The organism is Niallia sp. MER 6, assembly GCF_023714395.1.
GTDB lineage: Bacteria > Bacillota > Bacilli > Bacillales > Cytobacillaceae > Niallia.
Window position 1 is genome coordinate 20,183 of sequence record NZ_JAMAUK010000030.1, and the last position, 23,186, is coordinate 43,368.

At 40.7% G+C, this 23,186-nt stretch carries 29 protein-coding genes; all 29 read left to right on the top strand.

Translation table 11 applies throughout. The features are described 5' to 3' along the window. Positions 1 to 143: 143 nt before the first annotated feature. The 29 genes from rpoB (at position 144) to secY (ending at position 23,174) form a co-directional block, all read left to right on the top strand. Positions 144 to 3,704, top strand: coding sequence for a DNA-directed RNA polymerase subunit beta (rpoB, locus tag M3600_RS23530; RefSeq protein WP_233318664.1), 3,561 nt, complete (start codon positions 144 to 146; stop codon positions 3,702 to 3,704). Between the two features lie 120 nt (positions 3,705 to 3,824). Then, the gene (rpoC, locus tag M3600_RS23535; RefSeq protein WP_233318666.1) at positions 3,825 to 7,424 is read left to right on the top strand and encodes a DNA-directed RNA polymerase subunit beta'; all 3,600 of its coding nucleotides are present in this window, start codon (positions 3,825 to 3,827) and stop codon (positions 7,422 to 7,424) included. Positions 7,425 to 7,609: 185 nt separating this feature from the next. After that, entirely contained in the window at positions 7,610 to 7,858 is a 249-nt protein-coding gene (locus M3600_RS23540; RefSeq protein ID WP_233318668.1) for a 50S ribosomal protein L7ae-like protein, read from the top strand. A 103-nt stretch (positions 7,859 to 7,961) separates the two neighbouring features. Continuing rightward, complete coding sequence (gene rpsL / locus M3600_RS23545; protein WP_233318670.1) at positions 7,962 to 8,384, top strand: 30S ribosomal protein S12; 423 nt, start codon at positions 7,962 to 7,964, stop codon at positions 8,382 to 8,384. 41 nt (positions 8,385 to 8,425) lie between these two features. Further along, the gene (rpsG, locus tag M3600_RS23550) at positions 8,426 to 8,896 is read left to right on the top strand and encodes a 30S ribosomal protein S7 (protein WP_127742395.1); all 471 of its coding nucleotides are present in this window, start codon (positions 8,426 to 8,428) and stop codon (positions 8,894 to 8,896) included. A 45-nt stretch (positions 8,897 to 8,941) separates the two neighbouring features. Next, a complete protein-coding gene (gene fusA / locus M3600_RS23555) occupies positions 8,942 to 11,017 on the top strand; it encodes an elongation factor G (RefSeq protein ID WP_233318672.1) in 2,076 nt (691 codons plus the stop codon). Positions 11,018 to 11,130: 113 nt separating this feature from the next. Beyond that, positions 11,131 to 12,318: an elongation factor Tu gene (tuf, locus tag M3600_RS23560; protein ID WP_233318674.1), complete on the top strand. Its 1,188-nt coding sequence runs from the start codon at positions 11,131 to 11,133 to the stop codon at positions 12,316 to 12,318. Positions 12,319 to 12,710: 392 nt separating this feature from the next. Next, positions 12,711 to 13,019 carry a 30S ribosomal protein S10 gene (rpsJ, locus tag M3600_RS23565; protein ID WP_233318676.1) on the top strand — a complete coding sequence of 103 codons (309 nt, stop codon included), beginning with the start codon at positions 12,711 to 12,713 and terminating at the stop codon, positions 13,017 to 13,019. Between the two features lie 38 nt (positions 13,020 to 13,057). Further along, positions 13,058 to 13,684: a 50S ribosomal protein L3 gene (gene rplC / locus M3600_RS23570; protein WP_233318678.1), complete on the top strand. Its 627-nt coding sequence runs from the start codon at positions 13,058 to 13,060 to the stop codon at positions 13,682 to 13,684. Positions 13,685 to 13,712: 28 nt separating this feature from the next. Beyond that, entirely contained in the window at positions 13,713 to 14,336 is a 624-nt protein-coding gene (gene rplD / locus M3600_RS23575; protein ID WP_233318680.1) for a 50S ribosomal protein L4, read from the top strand. Next, positions 14,336 to 14,620 (top strand): 50S ribosomal protein L23, encoded by a 285-nt coding sequence (rplW, locus tag M3600_RS23580; protein ID WP_144458335.1) that lies wholly within the window; start codon positions 14,336 to 14,338, stop codon positions 14,618 to 14,620. The genes rplD and rplW overlap by 1 nt, the downstream gene beginning before the upstream one ends. A gap of 29 nt (positions 14,621 to 14,649) precedes the next feature. Beyond that, a complete protein-coding gene (gene rplB, locus M3600_RS23585; RefSeq protein WP_233318682.1) occupies positions 14,650 to 15,480 on the top strand; it encodes a 50S ribosomal protein L2 in 831 nt (276 codons plus the stop codon). Positions 15,481 to 15,540: 60 nt separating this feature from the next. After that, positions 15,541 to 15,819: a 30S ribosomal protein S19 gene (rpsS, locus tag M3600_RS23590; RefSeq protein WP_233318684.1), complete on the top strand. Its 279-nt coding sequence runs from the start codon at positions 15,541 to 15,543 to the stop codon at positions 15,817 to 15,819. A gap of 18 nt (positions 15,820 to 15,837) precedes the next feature. Beyond that, positions 15,838 to 16,179, top strand: a complete 342-nt coding sequence (rplV, locus tag M3600_RS23595; RefSeq protein ID WP_233318686.1) for a 50S ribosomal protein L22 — start codon at positions 15,838 to 15,840, stop codon at positions 16,177 to 16,179. A gap of 3 nt (positions 16,180 to 16,182) precedes the next feature. After that, positions 16,183 to 16,839 (top strand): 30S ribosomal protein S3, encoded by a 657-nt coding sequence (gene rpsC / locus M3600_RS23600; RefSeq protein WP_127742415.1) that lies wholly within the window; start codon positions 16,183 to 16,185, stop codon positions 16,837 to 16,839. A gap of 2 nt (positions 16,840 to 16,841) precedes the next feature. After that, positions 16,842 to 17,276, top strand: a complete 435-nt coding sequence (gene rplP, locus M3600_RS23605) for a 50S ribosomal protein L16 (RefSeq protein ID WP_127742417.1) — start codon at positions 16,842 to 16,844, stop codon at positions 17,274 to 17,276. Continuing rightward, entirely contained in the window at positions 17,266 to 17,469 is a 204-nt protein-coding gene (gene rpmC, locus M3600_RS23610) for a 50S ribosomal protein L29 (RefSeq protein WP_003351417.1), read from the top strand. Before rplP ends, rpmC begins: the two co-directional genes overlap by 11 nt. A 20-nt stretch (positions 17,470 to 17,489) precedes the next feature. Continuing rightward, positions 17,490 to 17,753, top strand: coding sequence for a 30S ribosomal protein S17 (gene rpsQ / locus M3600_RS23615; RefSeq protein WP_233318739.1), 264 nt, complete (start codon positions 17,490 to 17,492; stop codon positions 17,751 to 17,753). 40 nt (positions 17,754 to 17,793) lie between these two features. Beyond that, a complete protein-coding gene (gene rplN / locus M3600_RS23620; RefSeq protein ID WP_016204567.1) occupies positions 17,794 to 18,162 on the top strand; it encodes a 50S ribosomal protein L14 in 369 nt (122 codons plus the stop codon). A 37-nt stretch (positions 18,163 to 18,199) separates the two neighbouring features. Further along, positions 18,200 to 18,511 carry a 50S ribosomal protein L24 gene (gene rplX / locus M3600_RS23625; RefSeq protein ID WP_233318690.1) on the top strand — a complete coding sequence of 104 codons (312 nt, stop codon included), beginning with the start codon at positions 18,200 to 18,202 and terminating at the stop codon, positions 18,509 to 18,511. Between the two features lie 26 nt (positions 18,512 to 18,537). Continuing rightward, complete coding sequence (rplE, locus tag M3600_RS23630; RefSeq protein WP_233318692.1) at positions 18,538 to 19,077, top strand: 50S ribosomal protein L5; 540 nt, start codon at positions 18,538 to 18,540, stop codon at positions 19,075 to 19,077. A 25-nt stretch (positions 19,078 to 19,102) separates the two neighbouring features. Next, positions 19,103 to 19,288: a 30S ribosomal protein S14 gene (rpsN, locus tag M3600_RS23635; protein ID WP_009499044.1), complete on the top strand. Its 186-nt coding sequence runs from the start codon at positions 19,103 to 19,105 to the stop codon at positions 19,286 to 19,288. 29 nt (positions 19,289 to 19,317) lie between these two features. Then, positions 19,318 to 19,716 carry a 30S ribosomal protein S8 gene (rpsH, locus tag M3600_RS23640; protein ID WP_233318694.1) on the top strand — a complete coding sequence of 133 codons (399 nt, stop codon included), beginning with the start codon at positions 19,318 to 19,320 and terminating at the stop codon, positions 19,714 to 19,716. Positions 19,717 to 19,747: 31 nt separating this feature from the next. Next, entirely contained in the window at positions 19,748 to 20,284 is a 537-nt protein-coding gene (gene rplF / locus M3600_RS23645; RefSeq protein WP_233318696.1) for a 50S ribosomal protein L6, read from the top strand. A 32-nt stretch (positions 20,285 to 20,316) separates the two neighbouring features. After that, complete coding sequence (rplR, locus tag M3600_RS23650; protein WP_233318698.1) at positions 20,317 to 20,679, top strand: 50S ribosomal protein L18; 363 nt, start codon at positions 20,317 to 20,319, stop codon at positions 20,677 to 20,679. Between the two features lie 24 nt (positions 20,680 to 20,703). Further along, complete coding sequence (rpsE, locus tag M3600_RS23655; protein WP_233318700.1) at positions 20,704 to 21,210, top strand: 30S ribosomal protein S5; 507 nt, start codon at positions 20,704 to 20,706, stop codon at positions 21,208 to 21,210. A 13-nt stretch (positions 21,211 to 21,223) separates the two neighbouring features. Then, positions 21,224 to 21,406: a 50S ribosomal protein L30 gene (gene rpmD / locus M3600_RS23660; RefSeq protein WP_233318701.1), complete on the top strand. Its 183-nt coding sequence runs from the start codon at positions 21,224 to 21,226 to the stop codon at positions 21,404 to 21,406. A 32-nt stretch (positions 21,407 to 21,438) separates the two neighbouring features. Beyond that, on the top strand, positions 21,439 to 21,879 hold the full coding sequence (gene rplO / locus M3600_RS23665; RefSeq protein ID WP_233318703.1) for a 50S ribosomal protein L15: 441 nt from the start codon (positions 21,439 to 21,441) through the stop codon (positions 21,877 to 21,879). Continuing rightward, the gene (gene secY / locus M3600_RS23670; RefSeq protein ID WP_233318704.1) at positions 21,879 to 23,174 is read left to right on the top strand and encodes a preprotein translocase subunit SecY; all 1,296 of its coding nucleotides are present in this window, start codon (positions 21,879 to 21,881) and stop codon (positions 23,172 to 23,174) included. Before rplO ends, secY begins: the two co-directional genes overlap by 1 nt. Positions 23,175 to 23,186 lie beyond the last annotated feature (12 nt).

Here is a 23,186-nt window from a genome sequence, read left to right on the forward strand (position 1 = left end):
CTAACAAAATAATACTTGAAATATGAAAAATGCGGTTTTTTGTTTTGAAAACCCTTTTTCTTTTTGTCTTATAAATAACATTGTATGCTGTTTATAAGATGTTAATAGATGTACTATAACGTTTGATTTGAGGGGTGAATCAGTTGACAGGTCAACTTGTTCAGTATGGACGACACCGCCAGCGCAGAAGCTATGCACGAATTAGTGAAGTTTTAGAATTACCAAATCTAATAGAAATCCAAACCTCTTCCTATCAATGGTTTCTAGATGAGGGATTGCGTGAAATGTTCCAAGATATTTCACCAATTGAAGATTTTACTGGCAACTTATCATTGGATTTTATCGACTACAGTTTAGGTGAACCAAAGTACTCTGTCGAGGAATCAAAAGAGCGAGATGTTACATATTCAGCACCATTGCGTGTAAAGGTTCGTCTTGTTAACAAAGAAACAGGGGAAGTAAAGGACCAGGATGTATTCATGGGTGATTTCCCACTTATGACAGAGACTGGTACGTTCGTAATTAACGGTGCAGAACGTGTAATCGTATCACAGTTAGTTCGTTCTCCAAGTGTTTACTATAATGGTAAATTAGATAAAAATGGTAAAAAAGGATTTACTGCTACTGTAATTCCAAACCGTGGTGCTTGGCTAGAGTACGAAACAGACGCGAAGGATGTAGTGTATGTGCGTATTGACCGTACACGTAAACTTCCAATAACAGTATTATTGCGTGCGTTAGGATTTGGATCCGATCAAGAGATTCTTGACTTAATCGGGGACAATGAATACTTGCGAAATACTCTTGAAAAAGATAACACAGAAGGTACGGAGAAAGCTCTTTTAGAAATTTATGAGCGTTTACGTCCTGGTGAGCCGCCTACTGTTGAAAATGCGAAAAGTCTATTGGTGTCAAGATTCTTTGATCCAAAGAGATATGACTTAGCAAATGTAGGTAGATATAAAATTAATAAAAAGCTTCATATCAAAAATAGATTGTTCGGCCAACGTTTGGCAGAAACACTTGTGGACCCTGAAACAGGCGAAATTATCGCAGAGAAGGGTACTCTTTTAGACAGACGTGCATTGGACCGTATCATTCCTAACTTGGAAAATAACATCGGCTTTAAAACTCTTAACCCATACGGTGGCGTTTTAGAAGATGATGTAACAGTTCAATCTGTTAAAATCTATGCACCAATTGATGATGGAGAAAAAGAAATTAACGTTATTAGCAATGCATATGTAGAGGAAGCTGTTAAAAACATCTCTCCTGCAGATATCATTTCATCAATCAGTTATTTCTTTAACCTGCTTCATGGTGTTGGTCTGACAGATGATATCGACCACTTAGGTAACAGACGTCTGCGTTCTGTTGGGGAATTGCTTCAAAACCAATTCCGCATCGGTTTATCAAGAATGGAGCGTGTAGTTCGTGAAAGAATGTCTATTCAGGATACAAACACGATTACTCCGCAACAATTGATTAATATCAGACCTGTTATTGCGTCTATTAAAGAATTCTTCGGAAGCTCACAGCTTTCACAGTTCATGGACCAAACAAACCCGCTTGCTGAGTTGACTCATAAACGTCGTTTATCTGCATTGGGACCTGGTGGTTTGACACGTGAACGTGCTGGCTTCGAAGTTCGTGATGTTCACTACTCTCACTATGGACGTATGTGTCCAATTGAAACTCCAGAGGGACCGAACATTGGTTTGATCAACTCCTTGTCTTCATTTGCGAAAGTGAACCGTTTTGGTTTCATTGAAACGCCGTATAGACGTGTAGATGCAGAGACAGGCCAAGTAACGAATCATATCGATTACTTGACTGCTGATGAGGAAGACAACTATGTTGTTGCCCAAGCGAATTCTCGCCTTGGAGATGACGGTTCTTTCCTAGATGAGGAAGTAGTTGCACGTTTCAGAGGGGAAAACACTGTTGTTAAACGCGATCGCATCGACTATATGGATGTATCTCCTAAACAGGTTGTGTCTGCAGCGACAGCATGTATTCCGTTCTTAGAAAATGATGACTCGAACCGTGCCCTTATGGGAGCGAACATGCAACGTCAAGCTGTGCCTTTGATGCAGCCGGAAGCTCCAAGAGTAGGTACTGGAATGGAATATGTTTCTGGTAAAGACTCAGGTGCTGCTGTTATCTGTAAGCATGAAGGTATTGTTGAACATGTTGAAGCACGTGAAGTGTGGGTAAGAAGAGTTACTGTTATTGACGGTCAAGAAGTTAAAGGTAACTTAGATAAATATAGAATGCTTAAATTCATTCGTTCTAACCAAGGAACTTGCTACAACCAAAGACCAATTGTAGCTGTTGGAAACAGAGTAACAAAAGGCGAAATCCTTGCTGACGGACCTTCTATGGAATTGGGAGAACTGGCTCTAGGAAGAAACGTTCTTGTTGCCTTCATGACATGGGATGGCTATAACTATGAAGATGCCATCATCATGAGCGAACGCCTTGTTAAAGACGATGTGTATACATCTATTCATATTGAAGAATATGAGTCAGAGTCTCGTGATACGAAACTAGGACCTGAAGAAATTACACGTGACATTCCAAACGTTGGGGAAGATGCTCTTCGCAACTTGGATGACCGCGGAATTATCCGTGTTGGTGCTGAAGTGAAAGATGGAGACCTTCTTGTTGGTAAAGTAACTCCAAAAGGAGTAACAGAACTTACTGCAGAAGAGCGTCTACTTCATGCAATCTTCGGAGAAAAAGCACGTGAAGTGCGCGATACAAGTCTTCGTGTACCACACGGCGGCGGCGGAATTGTCCACGACGTGAAGGTGTTTAACCGTGAAGACGGAGATGAACTGCCACCAGGTGTTAACCAGCTTGTACGCGTTTATATCGTACAAAAACGTAAAATCCATGAAGGAGATAAAATGGCGGGACGTCATGGTAACAAAGGGGTTATTTCCCGAATCTTACCTGAAGAAGATATGCCATATCTACCTGATGGTACACCTGTTGATATCATGTTAAACCCACTTGGGGTTCCATCTCGTATGAACATCGGTCAGGTTCTTGAGCTGCACTTAGGTATGGCAGCACGAAGCTTGAATATCCATGTTGCATCACCTGTATTTGATGGTGCTCGTGAGGAAGATGTTTGGGAAACAATTAGAGAAGCTGGAATGGCTCAAGATGCTAAAACAGTTCTTTATGATGGACGTACAGGTGAACCGTTTGATAACAGAGTATCTGTCGGTGTCATGTACATGATTAAACTTGCACACATGGTTGATGATAAGCTTCATGCTAGATCAACTGGTCCTTACTCTCTTGTTACGCAGCAGCCATTGGGCGGTAAAGCGCAATTCGGCGGACAGCGTTTCGGTGAGATGGAGGTTTGGGCACTTGAAGCATACGGTGCGGCTTATACTTTGCAAGAGATTCTTACTGTTAAATCAGATGACGTAGTTGGTCGTGTGAAAACATATGAAGCCATTGTAAAAGGTGAGAATGTACCTGAACCAGGTGTTCCTGAATCATTCCGTGTATTAATGAAAGAGCTTCAAAGCTTAGGATTGGATGTTAAAATCCTATCCAGCACAGAAGAAGAAATAGAAATGCGAGATACAGAAGATGATGATGATATTCAACAAGCTGAATCTCTAACAATAGCACCAGATGCACAAGAGCCTGAATCAGAAAAAGTAGGCATGCAAGAGTAACTTGACGCAATTTTGGAGGGAGGCTGACGCTAGTGAAAAGGGGTCAGCCTTCCTAAATTAAACACGTATTAGCAAATGTATGTAGGGCTTAGCCTGAAGATCAAAAGGGAGGTAGGACCCTTGTTGGATGTAAACAATTTTGAATTTATGAAAATAGGTTTGGCTTCACCGGACAAAATCCGTTCATGGTCATTTGGTGAGGTAAAAAAACCTGAAACAATTAACTATAGAACTTTAAAACCAGAAAAAGACGGCTTATTCTGTGAGCGTATTTTTGGTCCTACAAAAGACTGGGAATGTCATTGTGGGAAATACAAGCGTGTAAGATATAAAGGTGTAGTCTGTGACCGTTGTGGTGTAGAGGTAACTCGCGCTAAAGTACGCCGTGAGCGTATGGGTCATATTGAACTAGCAGCACCTGTTTCTCACATTTGGTACTTCAAAGGCATCCCTAGCCGTATGGGTCTTGTATTGGATATGTCACCACGTGCTTTAGAAGAAGTTATCTACTTTGCTTCATATGTAGTGACAGACCCAGGTGATACTGCACTTGAAAAGAAACAGCTTCTTTCTGAAAAAGAATTTCGCGCTTACCGCGACAAGTACGGTGTTAAATTCCAAGCATCTATGGGTGCTGAGGCAATTAAAAAGCTTCTTTCAGACATAGATTTAAACAAGGATGTAGAAGGCTTAAAAGAAGAGTTGAAAACAGCACAAGGCCAACGCCGTACACGTGCAATTAAAAGACTGGAAGTTCTAGAAGCATTCCGCGGTTCAGGCAATGAGCCTTCTTGGATGATCCTAGATGTGCTTCCTGTTATTCCTCCAGAATTGCGCCCGATGGTTCAATTGGATGGTGGACGTTTTGCAACATCTGACCTTAACGATCTATATCGCCGTGTAATCAACCGTAATAATCGTCTGAAAAGATTATTAGATTTAGGTGCTCCAAGCATCATTGTTCAAAACGAAAAACGCATGCTTCAAGAAGCAGTAGATGCGCTTATCGATAATGGTCGCCGTGGCCGTCCGGTTACAGGACCAGGTAACAGACCGCTTAAATCTCTTTCTCATATGCTTAAAGGGAAACAAGGTCGTTTCCGTCAAAACTTGCTGGGTAAACGTGTTGACTACTCAGGTCGTTCTGTTATCGTAGTTGGACCGAACTTGAAAATGTATCAGTGCGGACTTCCAAGAGAGATGGCACTAGAATTATTCAAGCCTTTCGTTATGAAAGAATTGGTTGAAAAAGGTTTGGCGCATAACATTAAATCTGCTAAGCGTAAAATCGAAAGAGTACAACCAGAAGTATGGGATGTCTTAGAAGAAGTTATCAGAGAGCATCCAGTATTGCTTAACCGTGCACCGACATTGCACAGACTTGGTATCCAAGCGTTTGAACCTACTCTAGTAGAAGGTCGCGCTATCCGTTTGCATCCACTTGTTTGTACAGCATATAACGCTGACTTCGATGGTGACCAAATGGCTGTCCATGTTCCATTATCTTCTGAAGCACAAGCTGAAGCTAGATTGCTTATGCTCGCTGCTCAGAACATCTTGAACCCTAAGGATGGAAAACCGGTTGTTACACCGTCACAGGATATGGTTCTAGGTAACTATTACTTGACTCTTGAAAGAGAAGGCGCTGTTGGTGAAGGTATGATCTTCAATGATACGAGCGAGGCGCTGTTAGCATACCAAAACGGTTATGTTCATTTACACACTCGTGTTGCTGTACGTGCAAGCTCTTTGAATAACCAAACATTCACTGAAGAGCAAAACAATCAGCTATTATTAACGACTGTAGGGAAATTAGTATTCAACGAAATTCTTCCTGAATCTTTCCCATACATTAACGAACCAACAAAAGCTAATCTTGAAGAAAAGACTCCAGAAAGATTCTTCGTGGAGCAAGGCACAGATGTGCGTGCAGCGATTCAAGCAATGCCAATCATTGAGCCGTTCAAGAAGAAAATACTTGGAAATATTATCGCGGAAGTATTCAAGCGATTCAAAATCACTGAAACTTCTAAGATGCTTGATAGAATGAAGGATCTTGGCTTCAGACACTCCACAAAAGCTGGTATCACAGTTGGGGTTGCAGATATCGTCGTTCTTGGTGAAAAACAAGAAATTATCGATGAAGCACAAGGTAAAGTAGACAATGTTATGAAGCAATTCAGACGTGGTCTAATCACAGAAGAAGAGCGTTATGACAGAGTAATTTCGATTTGGAGTTCCGCTAAGGATGTTATCCAAGCGAAACTGATGAAATCATTGGATAAACGAAATCCAATCTTTATGATGAGTGATTCCGGTGCCCGTGGTAACGCATCTAACTTTACACAGTTAGCTGGTATGCGCGGATTGATGGCCAACCCGGCTGGTAGAATTATCGAGTTACCTATCATCTCAAGTTTCCGTGAAGGATTAACAGTATTGGAATACTTCATTTCAACACATGGTGCTCGTAAAGGTCTTGCCGATACAGCACTTAAAACAGCGGATTCTGGTTACTTGACTCGCCGTCTTGTTGACGTAGCACAAGATGTCATTGTCCGTGATGATGACTGTGGTACAGACAGAGGCTTGCTTGTTGCAGCACTTAAAGAAGGCACAGAAATCATTGAGCCGTTGGATGAGCGTCTAATTGGACGTTATGCAAGAAGACCAATCAGACATCCAGAAACAAATGCAGTTATTGTAGCAGAAAATGAGCTTATCACAGAAGATCTTGCTGTTGAAATCGTAGCTGCTGACATTAAAGAAGTGTGGATTCGCTCTGCATTCACATGTAACACTCGCCATGGCGTATGTAAAAAATGTTACGGACGCAACCTTGCAACTGGCCAAGAAGTTGAAGTTGGTGAAGCAGTTGGTATTATTGCTGCCCAATCTATCGGTGAGCCAGGAACTCAGTTGACAATGCGTACATTCCATACAGGTGGGGTTGCTGGAGACGATATCACACAAGGTCTACCTCGTATTCAAGAGATTTTTGAAGCGCGTAACCCTAAAGGTCAGGCTGTTATTACAGAAATGGCAGGGGTTATTGTCGGAATCAACGAAGGAAGAGACCGTCAGCATGAGATTGTAGTTCAAGGTGAACTTGAAACAAGAACGTATACTGCACCATATACTGCAAGACTTAAAGTGAAGATTGATGATAGAGTTGAACAAGGTCAAGAATTGACTGAGGGTTCTATCGATCCGAAAGAATTAATTAAAGTGAAGAACGTTACTGCAGTACAAGAGTATCTTCTTCGCGAAGTTCAAAAAGTTTATCGTATGCAAGGGGTTGAAATTGGAGATAAGCACGTTGAGGTAATGGTTCGCCAAATGCTTCGTAAAGTGCGCGTAGTTGATGCTGGTGAAACAGAAGTATTGCCAGGTACACTATTAGATATTCACCAATTTACTGATGCAAACGCAAAAGCTTTAAGAGAAGGTAAACTACCTGCAACTGGAAGACCAGTATTGCTAGGTATTACAAAAGCATCTCTTGAAACTGATTCATTCCTATCTGCAGCATCATTCCAAGAAACTACAAGAGTTCTTACAGATGCAGCTATTAAAGGTAAACGTGATGAATTGCTTGGATTGAAAGAAAATGTTATCATTGGTAAACTTGTTCCAGCAGGTACAGGTATGCCTAGATACCGTCATGCAGAACCAATTACTGTGGACGAAACAACAGAAGAATCTGTTCCAGTTGAGTAATTTACTGGTATAAAACAATGAATCCCAATATGCAAGGTCTAATAAGTGTAACCGTAAGTTAGATCTTGCTGTTGGTTCATTGTAAGTAATATTTAATTTTTTTGGGAAAAGAATTGACATCTATTTTCATAGATGATACTATATCAAAGGTGCTCCTATTCACCTGTTGCTTTGGAGGATATCTTATGTCTTATGAAAAAGTATCACAGGCCAAAAAAATAGTAGTAGGAACAAAGCAAACAGTAAAAGCGTTAAAGGCTGGGAAAGTAGCAGAAGTAGTAGTTGCTGAAGATGCAGATCCATTTATAATTGGAAAGGTAACTGAAGCTGCCAATGAAGCGAACATCCCAATCATACTTGTGGATTCCATGATGAAGCTCGGCAAATCATGTGGTATAGAAGTAGGCGCAGCAACTGTTGCCATAAATAATTAAAAACTGTTTTTATGGATTTGAACCATGAAAACTTTGTTTTTGCCCTAATATGAACCACCTGGATGTGTGGACTTCAAACATAAATGGAAGGGAGGAAAATTAAATGCCAACTATTAACCAATTAGTGCGCAAGCCTCGTCAATCTGCTCAAGAGAAGTCGAAGTCTCCTGCGTTAAACAAAGGTTATAACAGCTTCAAAAAAACACAAACTGATGTATCTTCACCTCAAAAACGCGGGGTATGTACTCGTGTTGGTACAATGACACCGAAAAAACCAAACTCAGCGTTGCGTAAATATGCTCGTGTACGTTTGACTAACGGTATCGAGGTTACAGCTTACATCCCAGGAATTGGTCACAACCTACAAGAACACAGTGTTGTACTAATCCGTGGAGGACGTGTAAAAGATTTACCAGGGGTACGTTACCATATCGTACGTGGTGCTCTTGACACAGCTGGTGTTAACAACCGTATGCAAGGTCGTTCTAAATACGGTACTAAAAAACCAAAAGCAGCAAAAAAATAATAAACAAATAATATAACAATTGGTTGAAAGGAGGAAATCAAATGCCACGTAAAGGTCCTGTAGCAAAAAGAGACGTATTACCAGATCCAATATACAATTCTAAACTTGTATCTCGTTTGATTAACAAAATGATGATAGATGGTAAGAGAGGTAAATCTCAAGCTATCCTATACTCAGCTTTTGATATCGTTGCACAACGTTCTGGACAAGAGGCTATCGAAGTATTCGATCAAGCTCTTAAGAACATCATGCCAGTACTTGAAGTTAAAGCACGCCGTGTTGGTGGTTCTAACTATCAAGTACCAGTGGAGGTTCGTCCAGACAGACGTACTACTTTAGGTCTTCGCTGGTTAGTTAACTACGCTCGTCTTCGCGGTGAGAAAACGATGGAAGAGAGATTAGCTAACGAAATTCTTGATGCAGCTAACAACACTGGTGCATCAGTTAAAAAGCGTGAAGATACACACAAAATGGCAGAAGCAAACAAAGCGTTTGCTCACTATCGTTGGTAAGATCAAAAATCTAAAAAATACTTTCTTATGGAAGGAGAAAAACCAATGGCTAGAGAGTTCTCCTTAGAAAATACTCGTAATATCGGCATCATGGCTCACATCGATGCTGGTAAAACGACTACAACTGAGCGCGTACTTTACTATACTGGTCGTATCCACAAAATTGGTGAAACTCACGAAGGTGCATCTCAAATGGACTGGATGGAGCAAGAACAAGAACGTGGTATCACGATCACATCTGCAGCAACAACTGCACAATGGAAAGGTAATCGTGTAAACATTATCGATACTCCAGGACACGTAGACTTCACTGTTGAAGTTGAACGTTCTCTTCGTGTATTAGATGGTGCTGTAGCAGTATTGGATGCACAGTCTGGTGTTGAGCCTCAAACTGAAACAGTTTGGCGCCAAGCAACAACTTACGGTGTACCTCGTGTTGTATTTGTTAACAAAATGGATAAAATCGGAGCTGACTTCCTTTATTCATTAAAAACTTTGCATGACCGTCTTCAAGCTAATGCTCATGCAATTCAACTTCCAATCGGTGCTGAAGATCAATTCGAAGGCATTATTGACCTAGTTGAAATGAAGGCAACGTTCTATGGTAATGACCTTGGAACAGATATTGAAGATAGAGAAATTCCTGAAGAGTACAAAGATCTTGCTGAAGAATACCGTGAAAAATTGGTTGAAGCAGTAGCAGAACTTGATGAAGACTTAATGGAAAAATATCTTGGTGGAGAAGAAATTACTAAAGAAGAATTGAAAGCTGCAATCCGTAAAGGAACTGTAAACGTTGAATTCTATCCAGTAATTTGTGGATCTGCCTTCAAAAACAAAGGTGTTCAAAAAATGCTTGATGCAGTAATTGATTACTTGCCTTCTCCATTAGACGTACCAGCAATTAAAGGTACAATTCCTAATTCAGAAGAAGAAGTAACAAGACCATCAAGTGATGATGAGCCATTCGCTGCATTGGCGTTTAAAGTTATGACTGACCCTTATGTTGGTAAATTAACTTTCTTCCGTGTTTATTCTGGTACATTGAGCTCAGGTTCTTACGTACAAAACTCTACTAAAGGTAAGCGTGAGCGTGTAGGACGTATCCTACAAATGCATGCTAACAGCCGTGAAGAGATTACAGAAGTACATGCTGGAGACATCGCTGCAGCTGTTGGTTTAAAAGATACAACAACTGGAGATACTCTATGTGATGACAAAAACCTAGTAATTCTAGAGTCTATGGAATTCCCAGAGCCAGTTATTGAATTGTCTATTGAACCAAAATCAAAAGCTGACCAAGATAAAATGACAACAGCTCTACAAAAACTACAAGAAGAAGATCCTACATTCCGTGCACATACTAACCAGGAAACTGGACAAGTAATCATCGCTGGTATGGGTGAGCTTCACTTGGATATTTTAGTAGACCGTATGCGTCGTGAATTCAAGGTTGAAGCTAATGTTGGTGCTCCTCAGGTTGCATACCGTGAAACATTCCGTTCTTCTGCTGCAGTTGAAGGTAAGTTCTCACGTCAATCTGGTGGACGCGGACAATACGGCCATGTTTGGATCGAATTCGCTCCAAACGAAGAAGGTAAAGGCTTCGAATTCGAAAATGCTATCGTCGGTGGTGTTGTTCCTCGTGAATACATCGCACCAGTTCAAGCTGGTCTAGAAGATGCATTAGAAAGAGGAGTACTTGCAGGTTACCCATTGGTAGACATTAAAGCTAAATTGTTTGATGGATCATACCATGATGTTGACTCATCTGAAATGGCGTTTAAAATTGCCGCTTCTATGGCGCTTAAAAATGCTGCTTCAAAATGTAACCCTGTAATTCTTGAGCCAGTAATGAAAGTTGAAGTAATCATCCCTGAAGAATACATGGGTGATATCATGGGTAACATCACTTCTCGCCGTGGACGCGTAGAAGGAATGGAAGCTCGTGGTAACGCACAAGTAGTTCGTGCGATGGTTCCACTTTCTGAGATGTTTGGATATGCTACAACTCTACGTTCTAGCACACAAGGTCGTGGTGTGTTCTCAATGACATTTGACCACTACGAAGAAGTGCCAAAATCAATCTCTGAAGAGATCATCAAAAAAAATAAAGGGTAATGATTGATTTTACCTTTTCAATGAAGTATAACTACTATGTAAGCAATAAAGCTGTGATATAAATATCACAGCTCCCATACTTAATTTTTACAAATCAAAGGAGGATTTTCCTAATGGCAAAAGCTAAATATGATCGTTCAAAGCCCCATGTAAATATCGGAACTATTGGTCACGTTGACCATGGTAAAACAACTCTAACAGCTGCTATCACTACTGTACTTGCTAAAGCAGGCGGTGGGGAAGCTAAAGGTTACGACCAAATCGACGCAGCTCCTGAAGAGCGCGAGCGTGGAATCACAATCTCAACTGCACACGTTGAGTACGAAACTGCTACTCGTCACTATGCACACGTTGACTGCCCAGGACATGCTGACTATGTTAAAAACATGATCACTGGTGCTGCACAAATGGACGGCGGTATCCTAGTTGTTTCTGCAACTGATGGTCCAATGCCACAAACTCGTGAGCACATCCTATTGTCTCGCCAAGTTGGTGTACCTCACCTAGTTGTATTCTTGAACAAATGTGACATGGTTGATGACGAAGAGCTTCTTGAACTAGTTGAAATGGAAGTTCGCGACCTTCTTTCTGAGTATGAGTTCCCTGGTGATGACATTCCAGTTATCAAAGGTTCTGCTCTTAAAGCTCTTGAAGGTGAAGCAGAGTGGGAAGAAAAAATCAACGAGCTTATGGCTGCAGTTGATGAGTACATCCCAACACCAGCTCGTGACACTGAAAAACCATTCATGATGCCTGTTGAGGACGTATTCTCAATCACAGGTCGTGGTACAGTTGCTACTGGACGTGTTGAGCGTGGACAAGTTAAAGTCGGTGACGTTGTAGACATCATCGGTCTTGCTGAAGAGAAAAAATCTACTACTGTAACTGGTGTAGAAATGTTCCGTAAATTGCTTGATTATGCTGAAGCTGGTGACAACATTGGTGCACTTCTTCGTGGGGTTGCTCGTGAAGATATCCAACGTGGTCAAGTATTGGCTAAACCAGGCACAATTACTCCACACGTAAAATTCAAAGCTGAAGTTTACGTATTGTCTAAAGAAGAAGGTGGACGTCATACTCCATTCTTCACAAACTACCGCCCACAGTTCTACTTCCGTACAACTGACGTAACTGGTATCTGCAACCTTCCTGAAGGTGTAGAAATGGTTATGCCTGGCGACAACATCGAAATGGATGTTGAATTGATTTCTTCTATCGCTATCGAAGAAGGTACTAAGTTCTCTATCCGTGAGGGTGGACGTACTGTAGGCGCTGGCGTAGTTGCTACAATCGTTGAATAATAACCTTTAAAATAAACGGGCCGGTCTAACCGGCTCGTTTTTATTTAGAAATAACGAAAGTGATCTTAGTTTCTTCTATATATATGATGTAATTTTGTTATTTATTATTCTACATAATTATTGAAGAATAGATTGTAATTTTATGACTATTCATTAATGGGTTGAAATATAACGATAGTCGCTGTATAATAATCAAAGTGTACAAAACGTAAAAAGAAAAATAATTTAAGTATTGCTTTTCTTAGAATGTTTATGTATAATAGACAATGTTGGTCTTTGACTGCGATGATGCAGAAGGTTGCTGACACACCCGGCCGCTTTGCCATGGCGAGTGTGTGGGAAATTTCTGCGGAGAATGTCTATTTTAAAATAGGCGAAAAGGAGGGAAAATAATGGCAAAACAAAAAATCCGTATCCGTTTAAAAGCGTATGATCACAAGATTTTAGATCAATCTGCTGAGAAAATTGTTGAAACTGCAAAACGTTCTGGTGCTGCTGTATCTGGACCTATTCCGTTACCAACTGAAAAGTCTATATACACAATCCTACGTGCGGTTCATAAATATAAAGATTCTCGTGAGCAATTTGAAATGCGTACGCACAAACGTCTAATCGATATTGTGAACCCAACACCACAAACTGTTGATTCATTAATGCGTTTGGATTTACCATCAGGTGTAGATATCGAAATTAAACTTTAATTGAAATAAATATATAACTATCAGGAGGTGTGACTGAAATGACCAAAGGAATCTTAGGAAGAAAAATTGGTATGACTCAAGTTTTTGCTGAAAACGGCGATCTTATCCCGGTAACAGTAGTTGAAGCTGCTCAAAACGTTGTACTTCAAAAGAAATCTGTTGAAACAGACGGCTATGAAGCTGTTCAAATCGGTTTCGAAGATAAACGTGAAAAGTTGTCTAACAAACCTGAAAAAGGACACGTTGCTAAAGCAAACACTGCTCCTAAGCGCTTCGTTCGTGAATTGCGAGAAGTTAGCTTAGCAGAGTACGAAGTTGGTCAAGAAGTCAAAGTAGACGTATTCGCTGAAGGCGATATCGTTGATGTAACAGGAATATCTAAAGGTAAAGGTTTCCAAGGCTCTATCAAGCGCCACGGACAATCACGCGGGCCAATGGCTCACGGTTCTCGCTACCACCGTCGCCCAGGTTCAATGGGTCCAGTAGCTCCAAACCGTGTATTCAAAGGTAAAGCATTACCAGGACGCATGGGCGGAGAGCAAGTAACTGTTCAAAACCTAGAAATCGTTAAGGTTGATGTTGAGCGTAACCTTCTATTGATTAAAGGTAACGTACCAGGAGCTAAAAAAGCTCTATTAAAAGTAAAAAGTGCTGTTAAAGCATAATTAGTAATCCGGAAAGGAGGAAACAAGAATGCCTAAAGTTGCATTATTCAACCAAGACGGTACTCAAGCTGGAGATATCGAATTAAAGGATTCTGTATTCGGTATCGAGCCTAACAACCACGTTCTTTTCGAAGCAGTTGTTATGCAAAGAGCTTCTTTACGTCAAGGTACACATAAAACAAAAATTCGTTCTGAGGTTGCTGGTGGTGGCCGTAAGCCATGGCGCCAAAAAGGCACAGGACGTGCACGTCAAGGTTCTATCAGATCTCCGCAATGGCGTGGTGGTGGAACAGTGTTTGGACCAGTTCCACGTAGCTACAGCTACAAATTGCCTAAAAAGGTACGCAGACTAGCAATCAAATCTGCACTTTCTACTAAAGTATTAGAAGAAAGCATTTTAGTATTGCAAAGCCTTGCTTTCGATGCACCAAAAACAAAAGAATTCAAAACTGTTTTAGGTAATCTTTCTGTAGAGAAGAAAGCACTTATCGTAACAGCTGACCTAGATGAGAACGTAGCATTATCTGCTCGTAACATCCCTGGAATCACTGTTGTATCTGCTTCTGATGTTACAGTATTAGATGTATTAAATCATGATAAATTAATCATGACGAAAGCAGCAGTTGAAAAAGTAGAGGAGGTGCTTGCATAATGGATGCACGCGATACTATTAAGCGCCCCGTTATCACAGAACGTTCTACTGACTTAATGGCTGAGAAAAAATATACGTTTGAAGTTGATGTTAGAGCTAACAAAACTCAAGTTAAAGATGCTGTAGAAGAAATCTTTGGCGTTGAAGTTGAGAAAGTAAACATCATGAACTACAAAGGTAAGTTCAAGCGTATGGGCCGTTTCGGAGGCTACACTAACAAACGTCGTAAGGCAATTGTTAAACTAACAGCTGACAGCAAAGAAATCGAATTTTTCGAAGCTTAATATATATCTGAGAAGAGGAGGGAACACAAATGGCGATTAAAAAATACAAACCTACCTCTAATGGTCGACGCAACATGACTTCTTCTGACTTTAGTGAAATCACTACAAGTACTCCAGAAAAATCATTGCTTGCTCCTTTACACAGAAAAGGCGGCCGTAATAACCAAGGTAAGTTAACTGTTCGTCATCAAGGTGGAGGCCATAAGCGTCAATATCGTGTGATTGATTTCAAACGTGACAAAGATGGCATTCCAGGACGCGTTGCTACAATTGAGTATGATCCAAACAGATCTGCTAACATCGCGTTAATCAACTATGTAGACGGTGAAAAACGCTACATTCTTGCACCAAAAAATCTAGAAGTTGGCTTAGAAGTAATGTCAGGACCAGAGGCTGATATCAAGCCAGGTAATGCACTTCCACTAGCTAACATTCCAGTGGGTACTGTTATCCACAACATCGAATTAAAACCAGGTAAAGGCGGACAATTGGTTCGTTCTGCAGGTACTTCTGCACAAGTACTTGGTAAAGAAGGTAAATACGTACTTGTACGTTTAAATTCTGGTGAAGTTCGTCTAGTTCTTGCTACTTGCCGTGCGTCAATCGGTCAAGTTGGTAACGAACAACACGAATTAATCAAGATTGGTAAAGCAGGTCGCTCTCGCTGGTTAGGCAAACGCCCAACTGTTCGTGGATCTGTAATGAACCCTAACGACCATCCACACGGTGGTGGTGAAGGACGCGCTCCAATCGGACGTAAATCACCAATGTCTCCTTGGGGTAAACCAACTCTTGGTGCTAAAACTCGCAAGAAGAAAAACAAATCAGATAAATTTATCGTACGTAGCCGTAAAAAATAACGGGGTTGAACTACGGTTCATAATAAGAACCGTAGAACAATCACGAAGGGAGGTTCAATCATGGGTCGCAGCTTAAAAAAAGGGCCTTTTGTTGATGATCATTTACTAACAAAGATCGAAAAATTAAGTGAGTCTGATAAGAAACAAGTTATCAAAACTTGGTCTCGTCGTTCTACTATCTTCCCACAATTCATCGGTCAAACAATCGCTGTTTATGATGGTCGTAAGCATGTACCTGTTTACATCACTGAAGACATGGTAGGTCACAAACTTGGAGAATTCGCTCCATCCCGTACTTACAAAGGTCATGCAAGTGACGATAAGAAAACAAGACGTTAATGAGAGGAGGGCATTCACATGCAAGCTAAAGCTGTTGCAAATACAGTTCGTATTGCTCCTCGTAAAGCTCGTTTAGTCGTAGATTTAATTCGAGGTAAGCAAGTAGGTGAAGCAGTATCAATTTTGAAGTTAACTCCAAAAGCTGCTTCTCCTATCGTTGAAAAAGTTCTAAAGTCTGCTATTGCAAATGCAGAGCATAACTACGAAATGGATATCAATAACCTAGTGGTTGAGCAAGCATACGTTAACGAAGGACCAACACTTAAACGTTTCCGTCCACGTGCGATGGGTCGTGCAAGTCAAATCAACAAACGTACTAGCCACATCACTATCGTTGTATCAGAAAAGAAGGAGGGGTAATCAGTGGGTCAAAAAGTAAATCCAGTCGGTTTGCGTGTCGGGATCATCCGTGATTGGGAATCTAAATGGTACGCAGGCAAAGACTATGCTGATCTTTTACACGAAGACCTTAAAGTACGTGAGTACATTACAAAACGTTTAAACGACGCTTCTGTTTCTAAAGTAGAAATCGAACGTGCTGCTAACCGTTTGAATGTTACTGTTCACACTGCTAAACCAGGAATGGTTATCGGTAAAGGTGGTACAGAAGTTGAAGCTTTACGCAAAGCTTTAAACTCACTTACTGGCAAACGTGTACACATCAATATTCTTGAAATTAAAAGAGCGGACATGGATGCAAAACTAGTTGCTGAGAACATTGCTCGTCAATTAGAAAACCGTGTATCTTTCCGTCGCGCTCAAAAACAAGCTATCCAACGTTCAATGCGTGCGGGTGCTAAAGGTATCAAAACTATGGTATCAGGTCGTCTAGGCGGAGCAGATATCGCTCGTTCTGAGTCTTATAGTGAAGGAACTGTTCCTTTGCATACTCTACGTGCTGACATTGATTACGCTACAGCAGAAGCAGATACTACTTATGGTAAATTAGGCGTTAAAGTTTGGATCTATCGTGGAGAGATCCTTCCAACGAAGAAGAAAACTGAGGAAGGAGGCAAATAATAATGTTACTACCTAAACGTGTTAAATACCGTCGTGTACACCGTGGAAAAATGCGCGGTCAAGCAAAAGGCGGCACAGAAGTAACTTTCGGTGAATACGGTCTACAATCTTTAGAAGCATCTTGGATTACTAACCGTCAAATTGAATCCGCTCGTATCGCGATGACTCGTTACATGAAACGTGGCGGTAAAGTTTGGATTAAAATTTTCCCACATAAGCCTTACACTGCAAAGCCTCTAGAAGTCCGCATGGGTTCCGGTAAGGGTGCTCCAGAAGGTTGGGTAGCAGTTGTTAAGCCTGGTAAAATTATGTTCGAAATTGCTGGTGTTTCTGAAGAGATCGCTCGTGAAGCACTTCGCCTTGCATCACACAAGCTTCCAGTAAAATGTAAGTTTGTAAAACGTGAAGAAATTGGTGGTGAAACTAATGAAAGCTAATGAAATTCGTGACCTTACCACTGCAGAAATTGAACAAAAAGTTAAATCTTTAAAAGAAGAGCTTTTCAACCTTCGCTTTCAATTAGCGACAGGACAACTTGAAAATACAGCTCGCATTCGTGAAGTACGCAAAGCGATTGCTCGCATGAAAACAGTAATTCGTGAAAGAGAAATCGGCGTCAATAATCGATAACGTGAGAGGAGGTTCGTATGATGAGCGAACGCAATCAACGCAAAGTCTATACTGGCCGTGTTGTTTCTGACAAAATGGATAAAACCGTTACTGTTGTTGTTGAAACGTACAAAAAACACCCACTATATGGCAAACGCGTGAAATACTCTAAAAAGTATAAAGCTCACGATGAGCAAAATACAGCTAAAATTGGCGATGTTGTACGTATTATGGAAACACGTCCATTATCAGCTACAAAACGTTTCCGTCTTGTAGAAGTAGTAGAAAAAGCAGTTATTATCTAATTGTTCGGAATAAGCTTCATCCCGAAGGGAGGTTACACACATGATTCAACAAGAATCACGTTTGAAAGTTGCTGACAACTCTGGTGCTCGTGAAGTACTAACTATTAAAGTTCTTGGTGGTTCAGGCCGCAAAACTGCTAATATCGGTGATATCATCGTTGTTACTGTGAAACAAGCAACACCAGGTGGCGTTGTTAAAAAAGGTGACGTAGTAAAAGCAGTAGTAGTAAGAACAAAGAGTGGTGTACGCCGCGCAGACGGTACTTACATTCGTTTCGATGAAAACGCATGTGTAATTATCCGTGATGATAAGAGTCCACGTGGAACTCGTATCTTTGGACCAGTTGCTCGCGAACTTCGCGATAACAACTTCATGAAGATTGTATCATTAGCTCCAGAAGTACTATAAATCATAAATTCAATTGCCTTTAAGGAGGTGCGAAAAGATGCATGTTAAAAAAGGTGACAAAGTAATGGTCATCTCTGGTAAGGATAAAGGCAAAACTGGTGTAGTTCTTGCAGCGTTCCCTAAAAAGAGCCGTGTGCTAGTTGAAGGAGTAAACATTGTTAAGAAACACAACAAGCCATCCCAGTTGAATCCACAAGGTGGAATCAATGACCAGGAAGCAGCTATTCATGTATCCAACGTTATGCCTATCGATCCTAAAACAGGTGAACCTACACGTGTAGGATCTACATCTGTTGATGGTAAAAAAGTACGCGTAGCGAAAAAATCCGGTGAAATTCTAGATAAATAGTTTAAAAAAGAAGGGAGGTACTATGAATGAACCGCCTAAAAGAAAAGTACACAAAAGAAACTGTACCTGCTCTTATGAGCAAGTTCAACTATAAATCTGTAATGCAAGTTCCAAAGCTTGAGAAAATTGTTATCAACATGGGTGTTGGTGAAGCAGTTGCAAATGCTAAAGCATTGGACATTGCAGTAGAAGAATTGACAGTAATTTCTGGTCAAAAGCCAGTAATCACTCGTGCAAAGAAATCTATCGCAGGCTTCCGTCTACGTGAAGGTATGCCAATCGGTGCGAAAGTTACACTTCGTGGAGAACGCATGTATGAGTTTTTCGATAAACTAGTATCTGTTTCTCTACCACGTGTTCGTGACTTCCGCGGTGTTTCTAAGAAATCTTTTGACGGCCGTGGAAACTACACTCTAGGTGTTAAAGAACAATTGATCTTCCCTGAAGTTGATTACGATAAAGTAAACAAAGTTAGAGGTATGGATATTGTTATCGTTACTACAGCTAACACTGATGAAGAAGCTCGTGAATTATTAACTCAATTTGGAATGCCGTTCCAAAAGTAATCTCTAATTAGAGGGAGGCGTAAATGTGGCTAAGAAGTCAATGATTGCGAAACAAAAACGCACGCCTAAATATAAAGTACAAGAATATACTCGCTGCGAACGCTGCGGACGTCCACATTCTGTGTACCGTAAATTTAAGCTTTGCCGTATTTGTTTCCGTGAATTAGCATATAAGGGACAAATTCCTGGTGTGAAAAAAGCTAGCTGGTAAAACCCCATTATGGGAAGGAGGTTAAAACAATGGTTATGACAGATCCAATTGCAGATTTGCTTACAAGAATCCGTAATGCGAATATGGTACGTCACGAAAAATTAGAGGTACCTGCTTCTAATGTGAAAAAAGAAATCGCTGAAATCTTGAAGCGTGAAGGTTTCATCCGTGATGTTGAATATATTGAAGATAACAAACAAGGAATCATCCGCATTTTCCTTAAATACGGTTCTAGCAACGAGCGTGTAATTACTGGACTTAAACGTATTAGTAAACCTGGTCTTCGCGTATATGCGAAAGCAACTGAAGTACCACGCGTACTAAACGGTCTTGGAATCGCACTAGTTTCTACTTCTCAAGGAGTACTTACTGATAAAGAAGCTCGCGCTAAACAAGTTGGCGGAGAAGTTTTAGCATACGTTTGGTAATATAGGTTTAAATGAATGGAGGTGCAACTAAATGTCTCGTGTAGGTAAAAAACCAGTCGAAGTACCAGCAGGCGTTACAGTTACTATTGATAACAGTACTGTAACGGTTAAAGGTCCTAAAGGCGAATTAACTCGTACTTTTAACTCTGATATCGCAATCAACGTTGAAGAGAACGTGATTAACGTTACTCGTCCTTCAGATGCGAAGGAACATCGTGCATTGCACGGAACAACTCGCGCTTTGTTATCTAACATGGTGGAAGGTGTTTCTAAAGGCTTTGAAAGAGGTCTTGAACTAATCGGTGTAGGTTACCGTGCTCAAAAACAAGGAAACAAACTTGTTCTTAACGTAGGTTACTCTCACCCAGTTGAGATCGAACCAGAAGCAGGAATCGAAATCGAAGTTCCTTCTGCAACTAAAGTAGTTGTAAAAGGTACTAGCAAAGAGCGCGTTGGAGCACTTGCTGCTAACATCCGTGACGTTCGCCCACCAGAGCCTTACAAAGGTAAAGGTATTCGTTACGAAGGCGAATTCGTACGTAGAAAAGAAGGTAAAACAGGTAAGTAATGCCGGATAGGTAAACGAAAGGAGTGACCTGAATGATTACGAAGGCTGACAAGAATGAAACCCGTAAAAAAAGACACGCACGTGTGCGTTCTAAACTAAGCGGTACTCAAGCTCGTCCTCGTCTAAATGTGTTCCGTTCAAACAAACACATTTACGCTCAACTTATTGATGATGTTAATGGCGTAACAATCGCTAGCGCATCTACTTTAGATAAAGAGCTTAACTTAGAATCTGCTAGCAACCTTGATGCTGCTGTTAAGATCGGTGAATTAGTAGCTAAACGTGCTGTAGAAAAAGGTGTTAAATCAGTTGTTTTTGACCGCGGTGGATATTTATATCATGGTCGCGTAAAAGCTTTAGCTGATGCTGCTCGTGAGAACGGCTTAGAATTTTAATAGTCAAAGGAGGGACAAAAATAGATGCGTAGTCGTAGTATTGATCCAAACAAACTTGAACTTGAAGAACGCGTTGTTACTATCAACCGTGTAGCGAAAGTTGTTAAAGGTGGACGTCGTTTCCGTTTCTCTGCACTTGTAGTAGTTGGAGATAAAAACGGCAATGTTGGTTTTGGTACTGGTAAAGCTCAAGAGGTACCAGATGCAATCCGCAAAGCAGTTGAAGATGCGAAGAAAAATCTTGTGGAAGTACCTATGGTTGGTACAACAATCCCACACGAAATTATCGGACATTTCGGTGCTGGTGAAATCTTGCTAAAACCTGCTTCTGAAGGTACTGGTGTTATCGCTGGTGGTCCAGTACGTGCAGTGCTTGAGTTAGCTGGTGTTGCTGATATCCTATCTAAATCTTTAGGTACAAACACACCAATTAACATGGTTCGTGCAACTTTAGACGGTTTAAAACAATTAAAACGTGCTGAAGACGTAGCGAAGTTACGTGGTAAATCAGTAGAAGAACTGTTAGGATAAGGAGGGAAATTAGATGGCAAACAAACTGGAAATTACCCTCACTAAAAGCGTTATTGGTCGTCCTCAAGACCAACGCGAAACAGTTAAAGCGTTAGGTTTGCGTAAAGTAAACCAAACAGTACAACAACAAGATAATGCTGCTATCCGCGGCATGATCACTAAAGTATCACATTTAGTATCTGTTAAAGAAAACTAAAAATCATTCTTCTTCAATAAGGAGGTGCCAATATGAAACTTCATGAATTAAAACCTGCAGAAGGTTCTCGTAAAGAACGTAAGCGTGTCGGTCGTGGTATCGGTTCAGGTACTGGTAAGACTGCTGGTAAAGGTCATAAAGGTCAAAATGCACGTTCAGGTGGGGGTGTAAGACTAGGATTTGAAGGTGGTCAAACTCCTTTATTCCGTCGTTTACCAAAACGTGGTTTTACAAACATCAACCGTAAAGAATACGCAATTGTTAACCTTGATGTTCTTAACCGTTTCGAAGATGGAGCAGAAGTGACTCCAGAACTTCTTATCGAAACTGGAATCGTGAGCAACGAGAAAGCAGGAATTAAGATTCTTGCAAATGGCAAAGTTGAGAAAAAGCTTACTGTTAAAGCACATAAATTCTCCTCTGCTGCAAAGGAAGCTATTGAAGCTGCCGGCGGTCAAACTGAGGTGATTTAATGTTTCAGACAATCTCCAATTTTATGCGCGTGGGTGAAATAAGACGTAAAATCATATTCACCCTATTAATGTTGATTATATTCCGTATCGGTACTTTCATACCGGTACCTTATGTAAATGCAGAGTTTTTACAAGCGCAGGATGCTTTTAGTGCCTTCGGTATTCTAAATACATTCGGCGGCGGCGCGCTTAGCAACTTTTCTATACTTGCTATGGGGATTATGCCATATATCACAGCATCTATCATTGTCAGCTTGCTGCAGATGGATGTTGTACCTAAGTTCACTGAATGGTCTAAACAAGGTGATGCTGGTCGACGTAAGTTAACTCAATTTACTAGATACTTCACTATCGTCTTAGGCTTCATTCAGGGCTTTGGAATGTCTTATGGTTTCAATAACCTTGCAGGTGGTGCTTTGATTACTAATCCTGGATTTAGTTCCTACTTGGTAATCTCTGTTGTGTTAACAGCAGGAACTGCTTTCTTGATGTGGCTTGGGGAACTAATCACGTCAAAAGGTGTTGGTAATGGTATATCTATTATCATCTTTGCTGGGATAGCTGCTGGAATTCCAAATATCGCTAACCAAATTTATGCACAACAGTTTGAAAACCCTGGTGATCAATTATTCTTGCGCATTGCTACAGTGCTTCTAATTCTAGTTGCAGTGGTAGCTCTTGTAGTTGGAGTAATCTTCATCCAGCAAGCACTTAGAAAGATCCCAATTCAATATGCGAAAAGAATGACAAATGGAAACAGCTCGGTTGGAGGACAATCTACACATCTTCCGCTAAAGGTTAACTCTGCTGGAGTTATCCCGGTTATTTTCGCGGTTTCATTCTTGGTTACTCCAAGAACAATCGCATCATTCTTTGAGCAAAATGCTGTAACAACTTGGATACAAAAAGTATTCGACTACACGCATCCTATTGGAATGGTTATCTATACAGTATTAATTCTTGCATTCACTTATTTCTATGCTTTTATCCAAGTTAATCCTGAACAAGTTTCAGAGAACTTGAAAAAGCAAGGTGGATACATTCCAGGTATCAGACCAGGAAAAAGTACGCAAGAATATTTGACTCGTGTTCTTTACCGTTTAACATTAGTCGGTGCATTATTCTTGGCTGTTATTGCCATTCTTCCAGTGTTCTTTATCAACATTGCCGGGTTACCGCAATCTGCGCAAATTGGTGGAACGAGTCTACTAATCGTAGTCGGTGTTGCACTGGAAACAATGAAGCAGTTAGAATCCCAGCTAGTTAAACGTCACTATAAAGGATTTATAAAATAACATATAATTTTA